27 protein-coding genes and 1 other annotated feature are annotated in these 23,687 nt (G+C 45.2%); all 27 genes read left to right on the plus strand.

The window, feature by feature from the left end; translation table 11 throughout:
• Positions 1-5: 5 nt before the first annotated feature.
• Positions 6-527 (plus strand): NYN domain-containing protein, encoded by a 522-nt coding sequence (locus tag MKX68_RS14580; RefSeq protein ID WP_036607162.1) that lies wholly within the window; start codon positions 6-8, stop codon positions 525-527.
• Positions 528-698: 171 nt separating this feature from the next.
• Positions 699-1,343 carry an RNA polymerase sporulation sigma factor SigH gene (gene sigH / locus MKX68_RS14585; RefSeq protein ID WP_017692059.1) on the plus strand — a complete coding sequence of 215 codons (645 nt, stop codon included), beginning with the start codon at positions 699-701 and terminating at the stop codon, positions 1,341-1,343.
• Positions 1,344-1,647: 304 nt separating this feature from the next.
• Positions 1,648-1,797: a 50S ribosomal protein L33 gene (gene rpmG / locus MKX68_RS14590; RefSeq protein WP_072735843.1), complete on the plus strand. Its 150-nt coding sequence runs from the start codon at positions 1,648-1,650 to the stop codon at positions 1,795-1,797.
• A gap of 17 nt (positions 1,798-1,814) precedes the next feature.
• A complete protein-coding gene (secE, locus tag MKX68_RS14595; protein ID WP_017692060.1) occupies positions 1,815-2,006 on the plus strand; it encodes a preprotein translocase subunit SecE in 192 nt (63 codons plus the stop codon).
• Between the two features lie 21 nt (positions 2,007-2,027).
• Positions 2,028-2,561 carry a transcription termination/antitermination protein NusG gene (gene nusG / locus MKX68_RS14600; RefSeq protein WP_024633599.1) on the plus strand — a complete coding sequence of 178 codons (534 nt, stop codon included), beginning with the start codon at positions 2,028-2,030 and terminating at the stop codon, positions 2,559-2,561.
• A 68-nt stretch (positions 2,562-2,629) separates the two neighbouring features.
• Positions 2,630-3,055, plus strand: a complete 426-nt coding sequence (rplK, locus tag MKX68_RS14605) for a 50S ribosomal protein L11 (protein WP_017692062.1) — start codon at positions 2,630-2,632, stop codon at positions 3,053-3,055.
• Positions 3,056-3,149: 94 nt separating this feature from the next.
• Positions 3,150-3,842, plus strand: coding sequence for a 50S ribosomal protein L1 (rplA, locus tag MKX68_RS14610; protein WP_017692063.1), 693 nt, complete (start codon positions 3,150-3,152; stop codon positions 3,840-3,842).
• Positions 3,843-3,910: 68 nt separating this feature from the next.
• Positions 3,911-4,057 (plus strand) — a sequence feature (ribosomal protein L10 leader region).
• Positions 4,058-4,081: 24 nt separating this feature from the next.
• Positions 4,082-4,585: a 50S ribosomal protein L10 gene (rplJ, locus tag MKX68_RS14615; protein WP_017692064.1), complete on the plus strand. Its 504-nt coding sequence runs from the start codon at positions 4,082-4,084 to the stop codon at positions 4,583-4,585.
• Positions 4,586-4,658: 73 nt separating this feature from the next.
• Entirely contained in the window at positions 4,659-5,018 is a 360-nt protein-coding gene (gene rplL / locus MKX68_RS14620) for a 50S ribosomal protein L7/L12 (protein ID WP_062836176.1), read from the plus strand.
• 96 nt (positions 5,019-5,114) lie between these two features.
• The gene (locus MKX68_RS14625; RefSeq protein WP_340912565.1) at positions 5,115-5,735 is read left to right on the plus strand and encodes a class I SAM-dependent methyltransferase; all 621 of its coding nucleotides are present in this window, start codon (positions 5,115-5,117) and stop codon (positions 5,733-5,735) included.
• A 394-nt stretch (positions 5,736-6,129) separates the two neighbouring features.
• The gene (rpoB, locus tag MKX68_RS14630; protein ID WP_091039164.1) at positions 6,130-9,675 is read left to right on the plus strand and encodes a DNA-directed RNA polymerase subunit beta; all 3,546 of its coding nucleotides are present in this window, start codon (positions 6,130-6,132) and stop codon (positions 9,673-9,675) included.
• 113 nt (positions 9,676-9,788) lie between these two features.
• Positions 9,789-13,403, plus strand: a complete 3,615-nt coding sequence (gene rpoC, locus MKX68_RS14635; protein ID WP_091039166.1) for a DNA-directed RNA polymerase subunit beta' — start codon at positions 9,789-9,791, stop codon at positions 13,401-13,403.
• 205 nt (positions 13,404-13,608) lie between these two features.
• Positions 13,609-13,857, plus strand: a complete 249-nt coding sequence (locus tag MKX68_RS14640; RefSeq protein WP_047841123.1) for a ribosomal L7Ae/L30e/S12e/Gadd45 family protein — start codon at positions 13,609-13,611, stop codon at positions 13,855-13,857.
• Between the two features lie 153 nt (positions 13,858-14,010).
• Positions 14,011-14,433, plus strand: a complete 423-nt coding sequence (gene rpsL / locus MKX68_RS14645) for a 30S ribosomal protein S12 (RefSeq protein ID WP_017692070.1) — start codon at positions 14,011-14,013, stop codon at positions 14,431-14,433.
• Positions 14,434-14,520: 87 nt separating this feature from the next.
• Complete coding sequence (gene rpsG / locus MKX68_RS14650) at positions 14,521-14,991, plus strand: 30S ribosomal protein S7 (RefSeq protein ID WP_018753997.1); 471 nt, start codon at positions 14,521-14,523, stop codon at positions 14,989-14,991.
• A gap of 48 nt (positions 14,992-15,039) precedes the next feature.
• Complete coding sequence (gene fusA / locus MKX68_RS14655; RefSeq protein ID WP_091039168.1) at positions 15,040-17,118, plus strand: elongation factor G; 2,079 nt, start codon at positions 15,040-15,042, stop codon at positions 17,116-17,118.
• A 95-nt stretch (positions 17,119-17,213) separates the two neighbouring features.
• The gene (gene tuf / locus MKX68_RS14660) at positions 17,214-18,404 is read left to right on the plus strand and encodes an elongation factor Tu (protein ID WP_062836181.1); all 1,191 of its coding nucleotides are present in this window, start codon (positions 17,214-17,216) and stop codon (positions 18,402-18,404) included.
• 436 nt (positions 18,405-18,840) lie between these two features.
• The gene (gene rpsJ / locus MKX68_RS14665; RefSeq protein ID WP_017692074.1) at positions 18,841-19,149 is read left to right on the plus strand and encodes a 30S ribosomal protein S10; all 309 of its coding nucleotides are present in this window, start codon (positions 18,841-18,843) and stop codon (positions 19,147-19,149) included.
• Between the two features lie 45 nt (positions 19,150-19,194).
• Positions 19,195-19,818 (plus strand): 50S ribosomal protein L3, encoded by a 624-nt coding sequence (rplC, locus tag MKX68_RS14670; RefSeq protein WP_024633587.1) that lies wholly within the window; start codon positions 19,195-19,197, stop codon positions 19,816-19,818.
• A gap of 25 nt (positions 19,819-19,843) precedes the next feature.
• Entirely contained in the window at positions 19,844-20,467 is a 624-nt protein-coding gene (rplD, locus tag MKX68_RS14675; RefSeq protein WP_017692076.1) for a 50S ribosomal protein L4, read from the plus strand.
• Positions 20,467-20,757 (plus strand): 50S ribosomal protein L23, encoded by a 291-nt coding sequence (gene rplW / locus MKX68_RS14680; protein ID WP_017692077.1) that lies wholly within the window; start codon positions 20,467-20,469, stop codon positions 20,755-20,757. Before rplD ends, rplW begins: the two co-directional genes overlap by 1 nt.
• 30 nt (positions 20,758-20,787) lie before the next feature.
• Complete coding sequence (gene rplB / locus MKX68_RS14685) at positions 20,788-21,618, plus strand: 50S ribosomal protein L2 (protein ID WP_017692078.1); 831 nt, start codon at positions 20,788-20,790, stop codon at positions 21,616-21,618.
• A gap of 71 nt (positions 21,619-21,689) precedes the next feature.
• Complete coding sequence (gene rpsS, locus MKX68_RS14690) at positions 21,690-21,968, plus strand: 30S ribosomal protein S19 (protein ID WP_062836183.1); 279 nt, start codon at positions 21,690-21,692, stop codon at positions 21,966-21,968.
• Positions 21,969-22,003: 35 nt separating this feature from the next.
• Positions 22,004-22,336, plus strand: coding sequence for a 50S ribosomal protein L22 (gene rplV, locus MKX68_RS14695; protein ID WP_024633583.1), 333 nt, complete (start codon positions 22,004-22,006; stop codon positions 22,334-22,336).
• Positions 22,337-22,351: 15 nt separating this feature from the next.
• Entirely contained in the window at positions 22,352-23,017 is a 666-nt protein-coding gene (gene rpsC / locus MKX68_RS14700; protein WP_076216858.1) for a 30S ribosomal protein S3, read from the plus strand.
• A gap of 2 nt (positions 23,018-23,019) precedes the next feature.
• Positions 23,020-23,454, plus strand: a complete 435-nt coding sequence (rplP, locus tag MKX68_RS14705) for a 50S ribosomal protein L16 (RefSeq protein ID WP_017692082.1) — start codon at positions 23,020-23,022, stop codon at positions 23,452-23,454.
• Positions 23,444-23,641 (plus strand): 50S ribosomal protein L29, encoded by a 198-nt coding sequence (rpmC, locus tag MKX68_RS14710; RefSeq protein ID WP_017692083.1) that lies wholly within the window; start codon positions 23,444-23,446, stop codon positions 23,639-23,641. Before rplP ends, rpmC begins: the two co-directional genes overlap by 11 nt.
• The last annotated feature ends 46 nt before the right edge of the window (positions 23,642-23,687 follow it).

Genomic DNA, 23,687 nt, shown 5'->3' on the forward strand with positions numbered 1-23,687 from the left:
AAGGTATGGCTGATTCCCGTGATGTACTTCTTGTAGACGGGTACAACATGATTGGCGACTGGCCGGAATTAACCAAACTGGCGGAAAGTGGGCTCGAAGAGGCGCGTAACAGGCTTCTCTTCCGTCTTGCAGACTACCAGGCTTTCTCCGGCCGTCGAGTCATTGTTGTGTTTGACGCCTACCTCGTGCCTGGACTCGGTAAATCCTTTACTCAGAGCAAAGTGCAGATCTATTTTACAAAGGAAAAAGAGACGGCAGACGAATGCATTGAGAGACTCGTTCGGGAACTAAGCATGCGAAGACGCCAAATCTATGTGGCTACGAGTGATATGGTAGAGCAACATGTCATTTTTGGACAAGGAGCGCTGCGTGTATCTGCAAGGGAATTGCTAATTGAAGTTGAGCAGAACGAAAAAGAATTAAAGAAACGACTGGAAGAAGATCAGGCAAAGACCACGCGTAACACACTCGGGGGCAAGTTGAGTCCGGATGTATTGAAAGAGTTTGAGCGATGGCGCCGGGAATAACAGCACGTTTTTACAAAATTTAGAATATTGAAACTCTTGACATTTATGTTATTGATGTTCTTTTTTAGGCAGAGCGTGGTTGACGGTGTGAGGTACCATCATATATACTGATCCTATATTTCATAGAGTAGAGTAACGGGGTACCTTGCGTTGCAGCCGGAGGGATTGTCTGTGAGTGTCGACCTCAAAGATATCATGTTATCCAAGTATGATTACCAAAGTGACGAAGACATTGTCGAAGCTTTCCGTGAAGGCGAAAGCGAAGCGTTAGAGTTTCTAATTAACAAATATCGTAACTTTGTACGCGCCAAGGCAAGATCTTATTTTCTGATTGGGGCAGACCGGGAAGATATTATTCAAGAAGGAATGATTGGCCTCTACAAATCCATTCGAGATTTCAAAGGGGACAAGCTGGCTTCGTTCAAGGCTTTTGCCGAACTGTGTATTACAAGACAGATCATCACGGCGATTAAGACAGCAACACGTCAGAAGCATATTCCGCTTAATTCTTATGTATCTCTGGACAAGCCTATTTATGACGAAGAGTCTGATCGTACGTTACTCGATGTGATTTGTGGAACCCAGGTCAGTGATCCGGAAGAACTTATCATCAATCAGGAAGAGTTTGTGGGCCTGGAAGATAAAATGTCCGAGATTCTGAGTGATCTGGAACGTAAAGTATTGATGTTGTATCTGGACGGGAGATCTTATCAAGAGATTGCAGTAGATTTGGACAGACATGTGAAGTCCATTGATAATGCACTTCAGCGCGTCAAGCGCAAACTTGAAAAGTACCTGGAAGTTCGAGATAATTAAACACATGTTGTCGTTGACGGAAAAGGCTCGGTGTTTGAGTCTTTTTTTAGTGTCTCAAGTTTATAAAATCTAAGAATGTTTATACTAGTAATCGCTCGGTCCATGCAGGAGAAGAGAAAAACAGAGATGCGAAACGAATGTACGTTGTACGGAAGTAATACCCAGTGAATGAAAGGCTATTCTTTCATTGACATGGTTATACCCTTGTGATAAAGTGTTTTAGGTAGGCCTAAATTTATGGCTTTTTTTCAGGATCAATTTAGAGACTCTGCTTGAATGTGGAAGTCTTCGGGAGGTGTACATCATGCGGGTAATTATTACTTTGGCTTGTACTAACTGCAAACAAAGAAATTACACTACGACAAAAAACAAGCGTAATCACCCCGACCGCATGGAGATGAAGAAATTTTGCAAGTTTTGTAACGAGCAGACTTCTCATCGCGAAACCAGATAGTTTTTGGAGGTGTCGGCGTGAAACGAAGTTTCAAATCTCTGATTTCCTTTTTCTCAGAAAGCTGGGCTGAACTTAAAAAAGTTCGCTGGCCTAATCGTAAAGAGCTGACCAACTACACATTGATCGTACTTGGTACTGTTGTGGTTATGACGCTGTTTTTTTGGGTCATTGACATTGGCATCTCCTTTGTGATCGAAGCGATTATTTAAGAAGGGTTCCGGTGGCTTGATATGGAAAAAAGATGGTACGTCGTTCATACCTATTCAGGGTATGAGAACAAGGTCAAGGCCAATTTGGAAAAACGCGTCGAGTCTATGGGCATGGAAGACAAGATATTCCGCGTTCTTGTTCCTATGGAAGAAGAAGTGGTAAACAAGGACGGTAAGAAAAAAACCGTTATGCGTAAAGTTTACCCCGGTTATGTCTTGGTGGAAATGGTACAGACGGATGACTCTTGGTACGTTGTGCGCAACACACCAGGTGTTACAGGATTTGTCGGTTCGACAGGTTCTGGGTCCAAACCAACTGCTTTGTTGCCTGAAGAAGTGGAACAAATTCTGAAGCACATGGGTATGGTTGAACCTAAGCCGAAAATTGAGTTCGATATTAAGGAATCCGTACGTATTAAAGTCGGTCCTTTTGCGAATTTCGTAGGCTCCGTGGAAGAAATTTTGGTAGACAAAAGCAAGTTGAAAGTGCACGTGAACATGTTTGGACGGGAAACACCGCTTGAGTTGGAATACACACAAGTGGAGAAGATATAGTCTCTTCAAGTTTCTTGTGGGAGGGTTGAAAAACCCGTTAACCACTATTTTGCAAGGAGGTGTCAATCATGGCGAAAAAAGTTATTAAAATGGTAAAACTGCAGATTCCAGCAGGTAAAGCAAACCCAGCACCACCAGTAGGTCCAGCTTTGGGTCAAGCAGGTGTCAACATCATGGCATTCTGTAAAGAATTCAATGCTCGTACAGCTGATCAAGCGGGATTGATTATTCCAGTTGAAATTTCTGTATTCGAGGACCGTTCCTTTACTTTCATCACTAAAACTCCACCAGCAGCAGTTCTGTTGAAAGTGGCAGCTAAAGTTGAAAAAGGATCCGGCGAACCGAACAAGAAAAAAGTTGCTACTGTTAAACGTGATGCGGTACGTCAAATCGCAGAAACAAAAATGCCTGACCTGAATGCAGCAGACGTTGAGTCCGCTATGCGTATGGTCGAAGGTACTGCCCGCAGCATGGGTATCACCATCGAAGACTAATTTTCATAAGAAACATGGCTTCGTAAAACCGGTCGATTCGCGACCGGTTGATGTGGGAGGTATATCCGCTAACACCACAAAGGAGGAATAAAACATGGCTAAACACGGTAAAAAATACCTGGAAGCTGCTAAGCTGATTGACAGCGAAGCAACTTACGAGCCTTCAGAAGCTGTAGAGCTTGTGAAAAAGGCAGCTACTGCAAAATTCGATGAAACAATCGAAGCAGCAGTTCGTTTGGGCGTAGACCCTCGTAAGCAAGACCAGGCTGTACGTGGTGTTGTTGTCTTGCCACACGGCACAGGTAAAACACAACGCGTATTGGTATTTGCAAAAGGTGACAAAGCGAAAGAAGCGGAAGCGGCTGGCGCGGACTATGTTGGTGATGCAGACATGATCAACAAAATCCAACAAGGCTGGTTCGAATTCGACGTCTGCGTAGCGACACCAGATATGATGAGTGAAGTAGGTAAATTGGGCCGACTGCTCGGCGGTAAAGGTCTGATGCCTAACCCTAAAGCCGGAACGGTAACTTTCGATGTAACTAAGGCTGTTCAAGAAATTAAAGCCGGTAAAATCGAATATCGTCTGGATCGTGCAGGTCAAATTCATGCACCGATTGGTAAAGCTTCTTTCTCTTCTGAGCAACTTAATGAGAACTTCAAAGCTCTCATGGAAGCTCTGAATCGTGCTAAACCAGCGGCAGCAAAAGGTGTTTATCTGAAGAATGTTAGTCTTTCTTCCACGATGGGCCCTGGCGCACGCGTGAACGCAGCAGCTTTTAGATAATATCTCTTGACAGGCTTGTCCTGTTTTTGATAAGATATAAAAGTTGTGAGTCCGAGTGACTGACCGTTGACATTTGAATATGCTTGCCGTAGACAGTAGGTGCCATTTGGCTTAATTTCCTGCCGAGGTGTGATTATAGAACTTAGAACGATGCAAATCGATGATGAGTATATATCAAGCCTTCGTGATTCTACGGAGGCTTTTCTTAATGGGATAAATTTGATCAGGAGGTGTACAGATTGGCAAACGCAAAAGTGATTCAAGCAAAACAAGAGTCCGTTGATGCAGTAACAGCAAAATTGCGCGAGAGCGTTACAACTGTTGTTGTTGACTATCGCGGATTGAACGTTGCCCAAGTAACTGAGTTGCGTAAGCAACTTCGTGAAGCAGGTATCGAATTCCAAGTGCTGAAAAACTCGTTGCTTCGCCGTGCAGCTGCAGCAGCAGAACTGACAGAACTCGATAGTGTTCTTACAGGTCCTACTGCAATTGCATTCAGCGTAGATGACGTTGTGGCTCCAGCTAAAATTCTGAACGACTTCGCGAAAAAGAACGATGCACTGGAATTGAAAGGTGCAGTAGTAGAAGGTCGCGTAATCGGAGTAGAAGAAGTTAAGGCATTGGCAGAACTGCCATCCCGCGATGGACTTCTCTCCATGCTCCTCAGCGTGCTTCAAGCGCCAGTGCGCAACTTCGCGCTTGCGGTTAAAGCAGTTGCAGAAAAAGAAGAACAAGGCGCGTAAGCAACTTGATCTGAATGCTGCTTAGGCGGCAAATGAATTCAAAAAAAATAATATTATATATGGAGGTTCACTCATGAGTAAAGAGCAAATCTTGGAAGCAATCAAAGGCATGACTGTACTGGAATTGAATGATCTTGTTAAAGCAATCGAAGAAGAATTCGGCGTAACTGCTGCAGCTCCAGTAGCTGCTGCAGGTGCAGTAGCTTCTGCTGAAGCTGAGCAATCCGAGTTTGACGTAATCTTGACTAACGCTGGTGCTTCCAAAATCAACGTTATCAAAGCAGTTCGCGAAATCACAGGTCTTGGCCTGAAAGAAGCAAAAGAACTGGTTGACAACGCTCCAAAAGCATTGAAAGAAAAAGTTGCTAAAGAAGAAGCAGAAGCGGTTAAAGCTAAGCTTGAAGAAGCTGGCGCTACAATCGAAGTTAAATAATTTAGCTTTTATAAGCTAGATGAACAAAACAACAAACCCCTTGACTTATATCAAGGGGTTTGTTGCTGTAATTGTAAATGGAAAGTGAGTGAGGGCATGTCCAATCATTATTATTCGGACAAACCGCAAGTAGCGCATGATCGCAGAGCAACTGAAGCGGTTCTTCGCGGATTCAGTCTGCGATTCGTGACGGATGCCGGTGTGTTTTCCAAAAACGGAATCGATTATGGCAGCAGAGTATTGATTGATGCGATAGAGTTGCCATCAGGGGCTCATGTTCTCGATGTGGGTTGTGGATACGGGCCAATGGGTCTTACAGCAGCCAAACTTGTACCGGATGGGCATGTCACCATGATCGATATCAACGAGAGAGCCGTTGAACTTTCCAGGGAAAATGCAATAGCGAACGGAATTAACAATGTTACGGTATTACAAAGTAATCTACTGGCTGAAGTAAAAAAGCAAGATTTTGACGTTATCCTAACCAATCCGCCTATACGGGCTGGGAAAGAGACGGTTCATACTATTTTCGAACAGGCACATCGCCATCTGAAGGTAGGCGGTTCGTTGTGGATTGTCATTCAGAAGAAACAAGGGGCTCCGTCAGCGCAAGCAAAATTGGAATCTTTGTTTGGAAGAGTGGAAGAAGTGACGAAGGATAAAGGCTATCGGATTTTCAAAGCGATGAAATCGGAAGAGGTATCTACTAAAAGCTGAATCCAAGTTTGTAAAGTAAGCAGGGGATCATTTTTTTTGCAATAGGACTATTGACTTGAAATTCAGGTCGTGGTATAGTTGTAAAATGTCAGTATTAAGATGCCCTACTTGGCTTTAGCTAACTAAAAATGTCAACCTTTTTTTACGCCGAACGGGCTTATTATGCCTACGTTTGGCGTATAATATGTACATTTTGGGCAAACTGGGGATAAGAATGATTTGGAAAGACATCCGCCGATCAAAGTTGCTCTTTTTTCGAACGACATTTCGAGTAAGGGCTTTTCTTTATTTGTGGATGCATTGCTTTGCTCTGTATGTGTACCATTATAAGGTTACAAACAGAGGTTCGCAACGAAATTTTTAAAGTGAGTAGACATTGAGGGGTGAGTTTAAGTTGGCAGGACATCTTGTTCAATATGGTCGACGCACTCGGCGCAGTTATGCACGAATTAACGAGATACTCGAAGTTCCTAACCTGATTGAAATCCAACAAAAATCCTATGATTGGTTTTTGGAGGAAGGGTTGCGCGAAATGTTCCAGGATATCTCGCCGATCCAGGATTTTACAGGTAACTTGATTTTGGAATTTATCGATTACAGTCTCGGTGAACCGAAGTATACAGTAGACGACGCGAAAGAGCGTGACGTTACGTATGCAGCACCGCTTCGGGTCAAAGTCCGGCTCATTAATAAGGAAACCGGCGAAGTCAAAGAGCAGGAAGTATTCATGGGAGATTTCCCGCTGATGACCAACACGGGCACATTTATTATTAATGGTGCGGAACGGGTTATTGTCAGCCAGTTGGTTCGCTCTCCTAGCGTTTACTTCAGTACCAAAGTAGATAAAAACGCCAAAAAAACGTATACCGCTACAGTTATTCCTAACCGCGGCGCTTGGTTGGAACTGGAGATGGACGCGAAGGATGTTGTTTACGTCCGGATCGACCGTACACGTAAAATACCGGTTACGGTTCTCCTGCGTTCACTTGGTTTTGGCACAGATGCTGAGATTCTGGATCTGCTCGGTAATGACGAATATATCCGCAACACACTGGACAAAGACAACACGGATTCCACGGAGAAAGCACTCATTGAGATCTATGAGCGTCTTCGTCCGGGCGAGCCTCCAACGCTGGATAATGCGAAAAGCTTGCTCGTAGCACGTTTCTTTGATCCAAAACGTTATGACCTGGCTAATGTAGGTCGTTACAAAATGAATAAAAAACTTCACATCAAAAACCGTTTGTTTAACCAGCGCTTGGCTGAGTCACTTGTTGACGCTGAGACAGGTGAAATCATTGCTGAAGCAGGTCAAATGGTTGATCGTCGTTTGTTGGATGAAATCATGCCGTATCTGGAGAAGAGCGTTGGATTCCGCACGTATCACGTGGGTAACGGCGTTTTGGATGCCAATGATATCCCTATGCAAACGATTGATGTGTTCTCACCAACTGAAGATGGTAAAGTGGTCAAACTGATTGCCAATGCAAACATTGACAAGTCCGTTAAAAACGTGACACCGGCGGATATTATTTCGTCCATCAGTTATTTCCTTAACCTTCTGCAGGGAATTGGTAGCACGGATGATATCGATCATCTGGGTAACCGTCGTTTGCGTTCGGTGGGTGAACTCCTGCAGAACCAGTTCCGTATCGGTTTGTCCCGTATGGAGCGTGTGGTTCGTGAGAGAATGTCCATTCAAGATGCTAACGTAATTACACCACAGGCTTTGATCAACATACGTCCTGTTATTGCATCGATTAAAGAGTTCTTTGGTAGCTCTCAGTTGTCACAGTTTATGGATCAAACGAACCCACTGGGTGAGTTGACACATAAACGTCGTTTGTCCGCACTCGGACCCGGTGGTTTGACGCGTGAGCGTGCAGGTATGGAAGTGCGTGACGTCCATCCATCACACTATGGCCGTATGTGTCCAATCGAGACTCCAGAGGGACCAAACATCGGTTTGATCAACTCCTTGTCTACGTTCGCCCGTGTGAATGAATATGGCTTCATTGAAGCTCCATATCGTTGGGTTGATCCGAAGACAGGTATTGTAACCGAGCAAATTGATTACCTGACAGCGGACGAAGAGGACAACTATGTTATCGCGCAAGCGAATGCAAAGTTGAACGAAGACGGTACATTTGAAGAAGAAGCGATCATTGTACGTTACAACAAACAGTCGGATAACATTCTTACGATGCCGAGTGAGCGAGTTGACTACATGGACGTATCTCCTAAACAGGTTGTATCCGTCGCTACAGCGCTGATCCCGTTCCTTGAGAACGATGACTCCAACCGTGCACTCATGGGATCTAACATGCAGCGGCAGGCGGTTCCACTCTTGATTCCTAAAGCACCACTTGTAGGAACAGGTATGGAGCACAAAGCTGCAAAAGATTCTGGTGTATGTATTGTCTCCGATTATGACGGAATTATTGAACGTTCTTCTGCGAACGAAATTTGGCTCCGTCGTGTTGAAGAAGTGGACGGTCAGGAAGTTAAAGGCGATATCGTTAAATATAAATTACACAAATTTATGCGTTCGAACCAAGGAACATGCATTAACCAGCGTCCGATTGTCAAAAGAGGTGCTGCTGTCAAAGCTGGCGATATCCTCGCTGATGGTCCTTCAACGGAAATGGGTGAATTGGCTCTGGGACGTAACGTTGTTGTTGCCTTCATGACTTGGGAAGGTTACAACTACGAGGATGCGATCTTGCTCAGTGAAAAACTCGTTAAGGAAGATGTATACACATCCATCCATATCGAGGAGTATGAGTCAGAAGCACGTGATACCAAGCTTGGACCTGAAGAGATCACACGTGATATCCCTAACGTTGGGGAAGAAGCGTTGCGTAACTTGGATGAGCGCGGTATTATCCGCATCGGTGCTGAGATCAGTGCTGGCGACATTCTGGTTGGTAAAGTAACACCTAAGGGTGTAACAGAGCTGACAGCAGAAGAACGTCTCTTGCATGCAATCTTTGGTGAGAAAGCACGTGAAGTACGTGATACTTCCTTGCGTGTACCACATGGTACTGACGGTATCGTAGTAGACGTGAAAGTATTTACCCGTGAAAACGGTGATGAACTGCCTCCAGGTGTTAACCAACTCGTTCGTGTATATATCGCTCAAAAACGGAAAATTTCCGAGGGTGATAAAATGGCCGGACGTCACGGTAACAAAGGGGTCGTGGCCCGCATCTTGCCGGAAGAAGATATGCCTTTCCTGCCAGACGGTACACCAGTTCAGATCGTTCTTAACCCACTGGGCGTACCTTCCCGGATGAATATCGGTCAAGTGCTCGAGGTTCACTTGGGTATGGCCGCGATGCAACTGGGTATTCACGTAGCAACTCCTGTATTCGACGGAGCGAAGGAGTATGACGTCTTCGATACGATGGAAGAAGCAGGTATGCAACGTAATGGTAAAACTGTCCTGTATGATGGTCGTACAGGTGAAGAGTTTGAACGTGAAGTTACCGTAGGTGTCATGCACATGATCAAATTGGCACACATGGTTGATGATAAAATCCATGCCCGTTCCACGGGTCCTTACTCACTTGTTACGCAACAGCCATTGGGTGGTAAAGCCCAATTTGGTGGACAGCGTTTCGGGGAGATGGAAGTATGGGCGCTTGAGGCATACGGTGCTGCTTATACACTGCAAGAAATCTTGACTGTTAAATCCGATGACGTTGTTGGTCGGGTTAAAACGTATGAATCCATTGTCAAAGGTGAGAATGTTCCGGAACCAGGTGTTCCTGAATCATTCAAAGTATTGATCAAAGAGCTGCAAAGCTTGGGTATGGACGTTAAGATTTTGAGCGAAGATGAGCAAGAGATTGAAATGAGAGAAATGGACGATGAAGATGACGCTGCGAGCGATAAGCTCAGCCTCAACCTTGAGGGTACAGAGGTCGGAGCGGAATAAACCGCTTCGAGCGCATGATGACCGGCGTTTTTCATCAGGCTCGCGTCTTGCTCCGGCTTCGGCCGGAGTGGGCGTAACCTAGAATACAGGAATTGGTTAAGGAGGGTTGCTCCTTGTTGGACGTCAACAATTTCGAATACATGAAGATCGGGCTTGCTTCCCCAGAGAAAATTCGTTCTTGGTCCCGCGGAGAAGTGAAAAAACCGGAAACGATCAACTATCGTACGTTGAAACCGGAAAAAGAAGGGCTGTTCTGCGAAAAGATTTTTGGCCCTACAAAAGACTGGGAATGTCATTGCGGTAAATACAAACGCGTCCGTTATAAAGGCGTTGTCTGTGATCGTTGTGGCGTTGAAGTAACACGTGCGAAAGTACGCCGCGAACGGATGGGCCATATTGAGCTCGCTGCTCCGGTATCGCATATCTGGTACTTCAAAGGTATTCCGAGCCGTATGGGTCTTGCTCTGGATATGTCTCCAAGATCTCTTGAAGAGATTATTTATTTTGCATCATATGTTGTAACTGATCCAGGAGAAACTCCACTGGAGAAAAAACAGCTGTTGTCCGAGAAAGAATACCGCAGTTATCGTGAAAAATACGGCTATGGTTTCCAGGCTGGCATGGGCGCAGAAGCGGTTAAAAAACTGCTTCAAGACCTTGATATAGACAAAGAGCTCGAGTTCCTGAAAGAAGAGCTCCGGACTGCGCAAGGACAACGTCGTAATCGTGCAATCAAACGTCTGGAAGTTATCGAAGCATTCCGCAACTCCGGCAACAAGCCAGAGTGGATGATCATGGATGTACTTCCTGTTATCCCGCCGGAACTTCGTCCAATGGTACAGTTGGATGGTGGACGTTTTGCAACGTCTGACCTGAATGACTTGTATCGCCGTGTAATCAACCGGAACAACCGTCTGAAACGTCTGCTTGATCTGGGCGCGCCAGATATTATCGTGCAAAATGAAAAACGGATGTTGCAGGAAGCTGTTGACGCATTGATCGATAATGGTCGTCGCGGACGTCCGGTAACGGGTCCTGGTAACCGTCCATTGAAATCTCTCAGCCACATGCTGAAAGGTAAACAAGGACGTTTCCGTCAGAACTTGCTCGGTAAACGGGTTGACTATTCTGGTCGTTCCGTTATCGTTGTTGGACCTTACCTGAAAATGTATCAGTGTGGTCTGCCAAAAGATATGGCACTTGAATTGTTCAAGCCTTTCGTTATGAAAGAGCTTGTAAATAAAGGGCTTGCCCACAACATCAAGAGCGCGAAACGTAAAGTTGAGCGTGTAAGTCCTGAAGTATGGGATGTTCTTGAAGAAGTAATCAAGGAGCATCCGGTTCTGTTGAACCGTGCCCCTACGCTTCACAGACTCGGTATTCAAGCATTTGAACCGATTCTCGTTGAAGGTAAAGCAATTCGTCTTCACCCACTCGTATGTACGGCATACAATGCCGACTTTGACGGTGACCAAATGGCCGTGCACGTTCCGTTGTCCGCTGAAGCTCAAGCGGAAGCACGTATCCTGATGCTTGCATCTGGTAACATTTTGAACCCGAAAGACGGTAAACCGGTTGTTACTCCTTCCCAGGATATGGTGCTTGGTTCTTATTACCTCACTATGGACAACAAGGAAGAAAAGGGCACAGGTATGATCTTGCGTACAGTTAACGAAGCTGTATCTGCATATCAACGTGGTACTGCTGGTCTGCATGCTCGTGTTGCTATTCCGGTTAAGGCGCTTGGTAAAACAAGCTTCACGGAAGAACAGCAAGAAGGAATGTTGCTGACAACTATCGGTAAAATTATCTTTAACGAAATTTTCCCGGCAAGCTTCCCGTATATCAATGATGCGACTCGTGCTAACCTATACCAAGGTACTGCAGATCACTCATTTGTATATGAAAAAGGTGCTGATCTCAGAGAAGCTATTATGAATGCTCCTCTGGCTGGCGGTGTCGGTAAAGAATACCTCGGCTCCATCATTGCACGTTGTTTTGAAATTTATCACACAACGGAAACAGCCGTTATTTTGGATAAAATCAAACAACTTGGATTCACATACTCTACACGTGCCGGTATTACGGTTGCGGTATCTGATGTTATCGTTCCGCCTGAGAAGTTTGAAATTCTTAGACAGTCTGAGGAAAAAGCACAAATCGTTACGAATCAGTACCGTCGTGGTCTGATTACGAATGAAGAGCGCTATGACCGTATCATTGATATCTGGTCAAAATCCAAAGATGACATCACTGAGATTCTGATGAAGTCCATGGATCGTTACAACTCGATCATGATGATGGTAGACTCCAAAGCACGGGGTAACAAATCGCAAATCACCCAATTGGGCGGTATGCGTGGTCTGATGGCCAACCCATCCGGTCGTATTATCGAACTCCCAATCAAATCGAACTTCCGTGAAGGTCTGACAGTACTCGAGTACTTTATCTCCACTCACGGAGCGCGTAAAGGTTTGGCGGATACAGCCCTGCGTACAGCCGATTCAGGTTACCTGACTCGTCGTCTCGTAGACGTAGCCCAAGACGTAATCGTGCGTGATGATGATTGTGGTACAGATAAAGGCTTTACGGTAAGTCGTATCCAGGATGGTAAAGAGGTTATTGAAGATCTCTACGACCGTATTGAAGGCAGATACTGCTTCGAGACAGTTCGTCATCCGGAAACAAAAGAAATCATTGCAGGTCGCAATGAGTTGATTGACTCCGATAAAGCAGAAGCGATCATCAAAGCGGGAATCACCAAATTGCAAATCCGCTCCGTACTCAGCTGCCGTGCAAGTCATGGTGTCTGCAAGAAGTGTTATGGTCGTAACCTTGCGACAGGTAAACACGTGGAGATTGGTGAAGCAGTTGGTATCATTGCAGCACAATCCATTGGTGAGCCAGGAACACAGCTTACAATGCGTACGTTCCACACCGGCGGTGTAGCCGGAGACGATATTACGCAAGGTTTGCCGCGTATCCAAGAGTTGTTTGAAGCTCGTAATCCTAAGGGTCAAGCAACGATCAGTGAGATTGATGGTGTGGTAAAAGAGATTCGCGAAGCGAAAGATCGTCGTGAAATTGAAATTCAAGGTGAAGCGGAGTCCAAAGTATACTCCGTTACCTACGGTTCCCGTGTGCGCGTAAGCGAAGGCATGGAAATTGAAGCTGGTGACGAGTTGACAGACGGTTCCATTGATCCAAAAGAAATGCTGCGCATTAAAGGCGTACGTGGCGTACAAAACTACATTTTGCAGGAAGTACAGCGCGTATACCGTAACCAAGGCGTAGAAATCAATGACAAACACGTTGAAGTTATGATCCGTCAAATGCTGCGTAAAATCCGCATCGTAGATGCAGGAGATACAACGCTGTTGCCAGGATCGTTCGTTGATACGCATGAGTACGAAAGAGCTAACAAAATTGCGATTCTTAGTGATAAAGAGCCAGCGGTTGCTAAACCAATCCTGCTCGGTATTACGAAAGCATCCCTGGAAACAGACTCCTTCCTCTCGGCGGCTTCGTTCCAAGAAACTACACGTGTACTGACAGATGCAGCGATCAAAGGTAAAGTCGATCAGTTGCTAGGTCTGAAGGAAAATGTAATCATCGGTAAATTGATTCCTGCAGGTACAGGTATGCACCGTTACCGCAGCATCAAATTTGCTGAGCCAGAAGATGGTCAATCTTCAGTAGAAGAACTTGAGCCAGTTTCGGTTGATTAAATAGATTCCTCCTCATTTAGAGGAGAATGAAAGTTTTGTACTTCAGGAGGCGGACGCTTGTATAATGCAGGCGGACGAATCCTGATGTGCGTAAACTTTTAAAAAATGTTTTAGGATTAGCATTGACAATGCTTGCGCTAGATGCTAATATATCAAAGGTGCGTGGGCAGCTGATTGTACATGGTTCTATTCGGAGGAATGCACAATGTCTAATGAAAAAGCCTTGCAAGATGCTCATGTCAAAATAGGTACCAAACAGACCATGCGGATGGTGCAAACAGGTATGGCTTCTGAAGTCTATGTCGCAGAAGATAGTGATCCGCAGCTCACTTCCAAAATCATTGCTTTGTGTGAACAACACAATGTGAAGTACACGAAAGTGGATACAATGAAAAATCTCGGCAAAGCTTGCGGGATTGGAGTGGGAGCAGCTATGGCTGCTGTCGTAAAATGATAGTGTAAGGAACGTTTTTGTCCGAGAACTTTTAGGGATTCTCCAAGGCAAAAACTTTTCATTTGTCTTTTTATGAACCGCCTGGGTCTGTGGACTTAGCGAAAAGAGGTTTATAAAGAAACATGAATATTTGAGGAAGGGGGTGGCAATCACATGCCAACTATTAATCAACTGGTTCGTAAAGGACGTCAAGCAAAAGTTGAGAAGTCAAAATCTCCAGCTTTGCAAAAAGGATTCAACGCTTTGAAACGTGAATCTACTAACATCAGTGCCCCACAAAAACGTGGTGTCTGCACTCGTGTAGGTACAATGACTCCACGTAAACCAAACTCTGCACTTCGTAAGTATGCTCGTGTTCGTTTGACGAACCGTCTCGAGGTAACTGCTTATATCCCGGGAATCGGACATAACCTTCAAGAGCACAGTGTGGTATTGATCCGCGGAGGTAAAGTTAAAGACCTTGCAGGAGTTCGTTATCACATCGTTCGTGGAGCTCTCGATACTGCAGGCGTAAACAACCGTATGCAAGCTCGTTCGAAATACGGTGCAAAACGTCCAAAAGCTAAAAAAGCCTAAACCATTATAAGCAGAGAACCTGAAAGCCTTCTGGCTTAGGTCTGGAAGGTACAGGGTCTGCTGAACAAGAAAGAAAGGGGGATATCCATGCCACGCAAAGGTCCAGTTACGAAAAGAGACGTGTTGCCAGATCCGGTATACAACAGCAAGTTGGTTACTCGTTTGATCAATCGCATCATGCTCGACGGAAAACGCGGTGTTGCTCAAAGCATTCTGTATAATGCGTTCAAGTTGATTCAAGAACGTACGGGTAATGACCCGATGGAAGTATTTGAAGCAGCAATCAAGAATATCATGCCAGTCCTGGAAGTTAAAGCTCGCCGTGTCGGCGGTGCCAACTACCAAGTACCAATCGAGGTAAAACCAGAGAGACGTACTGCTCTGGGACTACGTTGGCTCGTGAACTACTCCCGCAACCGCGGTGAGAAAACAATGGAAGAGCGTTTGGCGGCTGAGATCATCGACGCTTCCAACAACACAGGCGCTTCCGTTAAAAAACGTGAAGATACGCACAAAATGGCTGAAGCGAACAAAGCGTTTGCTCACTACCGTTGGTAGGATTCAGTTCACAATAAAAAACTTCAATTTTGAAGGGAGACCCATTTCATGGCTAGAGAGTTCTCCTTGAAAAATACACGTAATATCGGGATCATGGCTCATATTGATGCGGGTAAAACCACGACAACTGAGCGGATCTTGTTCTACACAGGACGTACGCACAAAATCGGTGAAGTACACGAAGGCGCTGCGACAATGGACTGGATGGAACAGGAACAGGAGCGCGGAATTACGATTACTTCCGCTGCGACTACCGCTGCTTGGAAAGGCCACCGCGTTAATATTATTGATACCCCGGGACACGTTGACTTCACTGTTGAAGTTGAACGTTCCCTTCGTGTATTGGACGGAGCAGTTGGTGTATTCAGTGCGAAAGAAGGCGTTGAGCCTCAGTCCGAAACCGTATGGAGACAGGCTGACAAGTACGGCGTACCTCGTATCGCATATGTAAACAAAATGGATATCATCGGTGCTGACTTCCTGAACGTTGTATCTGACATGCGTGATCGCCTTCAAGCGAACGCTGTTGCGATTCAACTTCCAATCGGCGCTGAAAATGATTTCAAAGGTATCATCGATATCGTTGCACAAAGAGCTCATATGTACAAAGATGATCTTGGACAAGATATCGAAGAAACCGACATTCCTGCAGAATTTGCAGATCAAGTTGAAGAACTTCGCAACGAGTTGATTGAACGCGTTGCTGAACTGGACGAAGATTTGACAATGAAATACCTGGAAGGCGAAGAGATCACAATTGATGAGATCAAAGCCGTACTCCGTAAAGGTGTTGTAGATGTTAAGATCTTCCCAGTTATCTGTGGATCCTCATACCGTAACAAAGGTGTTCAACTGATGTTGGATGCTGTTATCGACTACTTGCCAGCTCCAACAGATGTACCATCAATCACTGGTCATCTTGAAGATGGAACTGAAGCAGTTCGTAAGTCCTCTGATGAAGAGCCATTCTCCGCATTGGCATTCAAAATCATGACTGACCCTTACGTTGGTAAATTGACATTCTTCCGCGTATACTCCGGTGTTCTTCAATCCGGATCATATGTATTGAATGCCACTAAAAACAAACGTGAGCGTATCGGTCGTATTCTTCAAATGCACGCGAACAGCCGTCAAGAGATCACTGAAGTTTACTCCGGTGATATTGCAGCTGCCGTAGGTTTGAAAGATACGGGTACAGGTGATACACTATGTGATGAGAAAAATCCGGTTATCCTGGAGTCAATGAACTTCCCTGATCCGGTTATCGAAATCGCCGTTGAACCTAAAACCAAAGCTGACCAAGATAAAATGGGTGTTGCTCTCGGTAAGTTGACTGAAGAGGATCCAACTCTTCGTGCTCATACTGACGAAGAAACAGGTCAAACAATCTTGGCAGGTATGGGTGAGCTTCACCTTGATATCATCATCGACCGTATGCGTCGTGAGTTCAAGGTTGAAACTACTGTGGGTAAACCACAAGTAGCTTACCGTGAAACATTCCGTGCTCCAGCGCGCGTTGAAGGTAAATTCGTACGTCAATCCGGTGGTCGTGGTCAATACGGTCACGTATGGGTTGAATTCGAACCTCTCGAGCCGGGTACAGGCAGCCAGTTCGAAAGTAAGGTTGTCGGTGGTTCCGTTCCAAGAGAATACATTCAACCTGCACTGTCAGGGATTGAAGAGCAAATGAAAAACGGCGTTATTGCAGGCTTCCCGCTTGTTGACGTTAAGGCTACAATCGTAGACGGATCTTACCATGATGTCGATTCCAACGAGATGGCATTTAAAATTGCCGGATCTATGGCGCTTAAAGCGGCTAAAGACAAGTGTAAACCAGTTCTGCTTGAGCCTATCATGAAAGTAGAAGTAACTGTTCCAGAAGAGTACATGGGTGACGTAATGGGTATGTTGAACTCCCGTCGTGGCCGCATCGAAGGTATGGATTCCCGTAGTGGAGCTCAAATCATCCGTGCTAAGGTACCTCTGTCTGAAATGTTTGGTTACTCTACAACTCTTCGTTCCGGTACTCAAGGACGCGGCGTATTCTCCATGGAACTCTCTCACTATGAAGAAGTTCCTAAGAGCATCGCTGAAGAAATCGTTGCCAAAACAAAAGGCACCGAGTAGTTTTCTCACACTGGATGCAAGTGCATAAGAATTTAATTCGGAACACTTCATTCAGTGAAAACATAAAATTATAATTTTAAGGAGGCCACGTTCAAATGGCAAAGGCTAAATACGAACGTAATAAACCCCACGTTAACATCGGTACTATCGGTCACGTCGATCACGGTAAAACAACACTGACTGCTGCAATCACAACTGTATTGTCCAAAACTTACGGTGGTGCTGCTGTAGCATTCGACCAAATCGACAAAGCGCCAGAAGAGCGCGAGCGCGGTATCACTATCTCCACAGCACACGTTGAGTACGAAACTGACACTCGTCACTACGCTCACGTAGACTGCCCAGGTCACGCCGACTATGTTAAAAACATGATCACTGGCGCGGCACAAATGGACGGAGCTATCTTGGTAGTATCCGCAGCTGACGGCCCAATGCCACAAACTCGTGAGCACATCTTGCTCTCCCGTCAAGTAGGCGTACCTTACATTGTTGTATTCTTGAACAAATGTGACATGGTTGAAGACGAAGAGTTGTTGGAATTGGTTGAGATGGAAGTTCGCGACCTTCTTAACGAATATGAGTTCCCAGGTGACGATACTCCAATCACTCGTGGATCCGCTCGTGAAGCACTGGCAAACCCAGATGGCGAATGGGCTCAAAAAATCGTTGAGATGTTCAAAGAGATCGACACTTACATCCCACTGCCTGAGCGTCAAACTGACAAACCTTTCTTGATGCCTGTCGAGGACGTATTCTCCATCACTGGTCGTGGTACTGTTGCTACTGGCCGTGTAGAGCGTGGTACTGTTAAAGTCGGCGAAGAGATCGAAATCGTTGGTATCACTGAAGAAACTAAAAAATCTGTTGTAACAGGCGTTGAGATGTTCCGCAAATTGCTGGATTCCGCTCAAGCTGGTGACAACATCGGAGCACTTCTTCGTGGTGTTGACCGTAACAACATCGAGCGTGGCCAAGTTTTGGCTAAACCGGGTTCTGTTAAGCCTCACACAGAATTCACAGCTCAAATCTACGTTCTGACTAAAGAAGAGGGCGGACGTCACAAACCATTCTTCACTGGTTACCGTCCACAGTTCTACTTCCGTACAACTGACGTAACAGGCATCATCAACTTGCCTGAAGGTACTGAAATGGTAATGCCTGGTGATAACATCACTGTTACTGTTTCCCTGATCTCCCCAATCGCGATTGAAGAAGGAACTAAATTCTCCATTCGTGAAGGCGGACGTACAGTAGGTGCCGGTTCCGTAGCATCTATCCAAAAATAATTCGGCTTAACGCTGAATAAAGCATATGTAACAGTGTACTGGAACGAGTAACATTGTATTGTAACGAAGCTTCGGAAGAGTTCTTTATCCGACATCGGATAGAGAACTCTTTTATTATGTTTAAAGCTCGGAACCTGCGTCATACGAAATGAACATCATTTACGAGTTTAGAAGGATTGGCAAGGCAGCCTGGATATTGAAGATAAACACTGCAATAAACGAAGTCATTTCATCAGAAAAGATAAGTTTAAATGTTTTTCTTAAATATGCTTGCAATACGCCTATCTTTTCTATATAATAATGAATGTTGTTCTGTGACGTTGCGATGATGTGAGAGGTTACTGGCACACCCGGCCCCTTTGCCATGGGAGAGTGGCTAGAAAATTTTCACGGAGTATGTCCGATAAAAAATTGGGCGATAGAAGGAGGGACTAAAATGGCAAAGCAAAAAATTCGTATTCGTTTGAAAGCTTACGACCACAGAATTCTTGATCAATCCGCGGAGAAAATTGTTGAAACAGCAAAACGTTCGGGTGCTGGTGTATCCGGTCCGATTCCGCTTCCTACTGAAAAACAAATCATTACTATTCTTCGTGCGGTGCACAAGTACAAGGATTCTCGGGAACAATTCGAACAACGTACTCATAAACGTTTGATCGACATCGTTAACCCGACTCCACAAACTGTGGATGCCTTGATGCGCTTGGATCTGCCGTCCGGTGTAGATATCGAAATTAAATTGTAATATAGCTACAACAAAGACCATGTATAGAGGAAAAGAGGTGTCAACATGAAAGCAATCTTAGGAAAAAAACTCGGAATGACTCAAGTATTTACTCCTGAAGGTAACGTCGTTCCAGTAACGGTTATCGAAGCAGGCCCTTGTGTTGTTTTGCAAAAGAAAGACATTGAGAACGATGGCTACGAAGCAATTCAAATCGGTTACTCCGATAAGAAAGAGAAAAATGCTAACAAGCCAGAAGCAGGTCACGCTAAAAAAGCGAACACTGCCCCTAAGCGCTACGTTCGTGAAGTTCGCGGTATCAACATCGCAGAATATGAAGTTGGCCAAGAACTGAAAGCTGACATTTTCGCTGAAGGCGAATTCGTTGACGTAACGGGTATTTCTAAAGGTAAAGGTTTTGCCGGCGTTATCAAACGTTGGGGACAAAGCACTGGACCTATGTCACACGGTTCGCGTTACCACCGTGGCCCTGGTTCAATGGGTTCGATCCAAGCTAACCGCGTTCCTAAAGGCAAACGCCTGCCAGGACACATGGGACATGATACTGTTACAATCCAACGTCTTGAAGTAGTTAAAGTAGACGCTGAGCGTAACGTGTTGCTCGTGAAAGGTTCCATTCCTGGACCGAAAAACAGTCTCATTAAAGTTAAAGAAACGGTGAAAAAATAACCACTGAAGAAAGGAGGAACACAAAATGCCAAAAGTATCAGTTTACAATGTAGATGGTAGCCAAGTAGGCGAAGTTGAATTGAACGATGCGGTTTTCGGAATTGAGCCGAACCAACACGTTCTGTACGATGCAGTTCTTATGCAACGCGCTTCCCTTCGTCAAGGTACCCACAAAGTAAAAGGACGTTCTGAAGTACGTGGCGGTGGACGTAAGCCTTGGAAACAAAAAGGTACAGGTCGCGCTCGTCAAGGTTCAATTCGTTCACCACAATGGAAAGGCGGCGGTATCGTATTTGGTCCAACACCACGGAGCTATGCGTATAAACTGCCTAAGAAAGTTCGCCGCTTGGCGATCAAATCAGCCCTTTCATCCAAAGTGCTTGACAATGACATTATCGTTTTGGACGCTCTCACATTGAGCACGCCTAAAACTAAAGAATTCGCAGCCATCTTGAGTAACCTCAAAGTGGGACGTAAAGCTTTGATCGTAGCTCCTAGCTATGATGATAATGTAGCTCTTTCCGCACGGAATATTCCAGGCGTGAAATTCGTAGCTGCTGACGGCATTAATGTTCTTGACGTGCTTTCGCACGACAAATTGATCATTACGAAAGAAGCAGTTCAGAAGGTAGAGGAGGTGCTCGCGTAATGAAGGATCCTCGTGATATTGTAAAACGTCCGATTATTACGGAACGTACTGCTGACATGATGAACGACTTGAAATATGTATTTGAAGTCGATATCCGTGCAAACAAAACCGAGATCAAAAAGGCAGTAGAAGCTATTTTCAATGTAAAAGTGAAAAACGTGAACACGCTTCGTGTTCCAGCTAAGCCGAAACGGTACGGACGTTATTCCGGATATACTAGCGAATGGAAAAAAGCGTTTGTAACGCTGACAAAAGACAGCAAAACGCTTGAGTTCTTTGAAACAGTATAATTGAATTTTTGAAGTAAGGAGGGAAACCCAGTGCCAATCAAAAAGTATAAACCAACATCCCCGGCAAGACGGAACATGTCCGTTTCTACATTTGAGGAAATCACCACAAATCAGCCGGAGAAATCGTTGTTGGCCCCGTTGAGCAAACAAGCAGGCCGCAACAACCAAGGTAAAATTACAGTTCGTCACCATGGTGGTGGACACAAACGTAAATACCGTATCATTGACTTCAAACGTACTAAAGATGGAATACCGGGCCGCGTTGCTACGATTGAGTATGACCCGAACCGTACATCCAACATCGCTCTGATTCACTATGCTGATGGTGAGAAACGTTATATCATCGCTCCTAAAGGTTTGAAAGTTGGAGATCAAGTATTCTCCGGACCTGAATCAGACATCAAAATCGGTAACGCACTGCCACTCGAAAACATTCCAGTAGGTACTGTTATCCATAACATCGAGTTGAAACCAGGTAAAGGCGGACAATTGGTTCGTGCTGCTGGTACAGAAGCTCAATTGCTTGGTAAAGAAGAAAAATACGTTTCCGTTCGTCTCTCTTCCGGAGAAGTTCGTCGTATTTTGAAAGTTTGCCGCGCGACAATCGGATCTGTTGGTAACCAAGACCACGAGCTCATCAAAATCGGTAAAGCCGGTCGTAGCCGTTGGTTGGGTAAACGTCCTGAGGTTCGTGGTGTAGTAATGAACCCTAACGATCACCCACACGGTGGTGGTGAAGGTCGTGCTCCAATCGGACGTAAATCGCCAATGTCACCATGGGGTAAACCTACTCTTGGTTACAAAACGCGTAAGAAAAATAAAGCTTCTGATAAATACATCATTCGCCGCCGCACGAAGTAATACACACTGTGCATAACCTCGTGAGGCATCTGCGGATGCATAATAGCTACGTTTGAAGGGAGGATCTCCACATGGGTCGCAGTTTGAAAAAAGGGCCATTCATTGATGGCTACATGCTCAAAAAGGTAGAAGAGATGGAAGCTTCAGGTAAGAAGAACGTAATCAAAACCTGGTCCCGTCGTTCTACAATTTTCCCACAATTCATCGGACACACATTTGGCGTTTACGATGGTCGTAAACACGTGCCAGTGTATGTAACTGAGGACATGGTCGGACACAAACTGGGTGAGTTCGCTCCAACCCGTACGTACAAAGGCCATACTGATGATGATAAGAAAACAAGAAGATAAATGAACATCTTTAATGTTTGAGAGGAGGTTACACAATGGAAGCAAAAGCACATGCTAAGTTTATCCGGATTGCTCCTCGTAAAGTTCAACTCGTTGTTGACTTAATTCGCGGCAAGCAAGTAGGTGAGGCGGTTGCCATTCTCCGTCACACTCCGAAATCCGCTTCTCCAATCGTTGAGAAGTTGCTTAACTCCGCTATTGCGAATGCGGAACATAACTATTCTTTGGATGTTAACAACTTGGTTATCTCGCAAGCTTACGTGAACCAAGGACCGACAATGAAACGTTTCCGCCCTCGTGCAATGGGACGTGCAAGTCGTATTAACAAACGTACTAGCCACATTACTTTGGTGGTATCTGAGAAGTAGAAGGAGGGGAAATGTGTGGGCCAAAAGGTAAATCCAGTCGGACTCCGTGTCGGAATTATCCGTGACTGGGAATCTAAGTGGTATGCAGGCAAAGACTTCGGTGATCTTTTGATGGAAGACGTGAGAATTCGTGAATTCCTGAAAAATAAATTGAAAGACTCCGCTTTATCTCGTGTAGAAATTGAGAGAGCGGCTAACCGCGTAAACGTAACGATTCACACTGCTAAACCAGGTATGGTTATTGGTAAGGGTGGTTCGGAAGTTGAAAATCTTCGTAACCAAATTACGAAAATTGCTGGCGGTAAAAAAGTACACATCAACATTTCTGAAATTAAGAACCAAGACTTGGACGCTGTTCTTGTAGCTGAAAGCATTGCACAACAATTGGAACGTCGTGTTTCTTTCCGTCGTGCTCTGAAACAAGCAATTCAAAGAACTATGCGCTCCGGTGCTAAAGGTATCAAAACTCAAGTAGGCGGACGTCTTGGCGGTGCTGAGATCGCACGTTCTGAAGGCTACAGCGAAGGAACTGTTCCACTGCACACACTGCGTGCTGACATTGACTATGGTACAGCAGAGGCTCATACTACTTACGGACGTATCGGCGTAAAAGTATGGATCTATCGTGGAGAGGTTCTTCCTACGGCTAAGAAACAAGCTGCTAAGGAAGGAGGCAACTAATCATGTTGGTACCAAAACGCGTAAAACACCGTAAGCAACAACGTGGACATATGAAAGGCCAAGCTAAAGGCGGAACGACTCTGAACTTTGGCGAATACGGTCTGCAAGCTACGGAACCGGCTTGGATTACGAACCGTCAGATCGAAGCGGCTCGTATTGCGATGACTCGTTACATCAAACGTGGTGGTAAAGTTTGGATCAAAATTTTCCCAGACAAACCAATCACTCAAAAGCCTCTCGAGGTTCGGATGGGTAGCGGTAAAGGTAACGTAGAAAAATGGGTTGCAGTAGTGAAACCAGGTAAGATCATGTTTGAACTTGCTGGTGTACCGGAGGAAATTGCACGCGAAGCAATGCGTCTTGCCGCTCACAAACTGCCAATCAAAACGAAGTTCGTGAAACGTGAAGAATTGGGTGGTGAAGCAAATGAAAGCTAGTGAATTTCGCAACCTAACCTCTGCTGAAATCGAGCAAAAGATTGCCGGATTTAAAGAAGAACTCTTTAACCTCCGCTTTCAATTAGCTACCGGTCAGCTGGATAACCCGACTCGCATCCGTGATGTGCGGAAAGAAATAGCTCGTGCTAAAACCATTATCCGTGAGAGAGAATTGGGAATCGGTTAATTAGGGATAGGATGGACAATCCGTCCGTAATCAGGAAGGAGGCCAA

Source organism: Paenibacillus sp. FSL M8-0212, assembly GCF_038004645.1.
Classification (GTDB): domain Bacteria; phylum Bacillota; class Bacilli; order Paenibacillales; family Paenibacillaceae; genus Paenibacillus.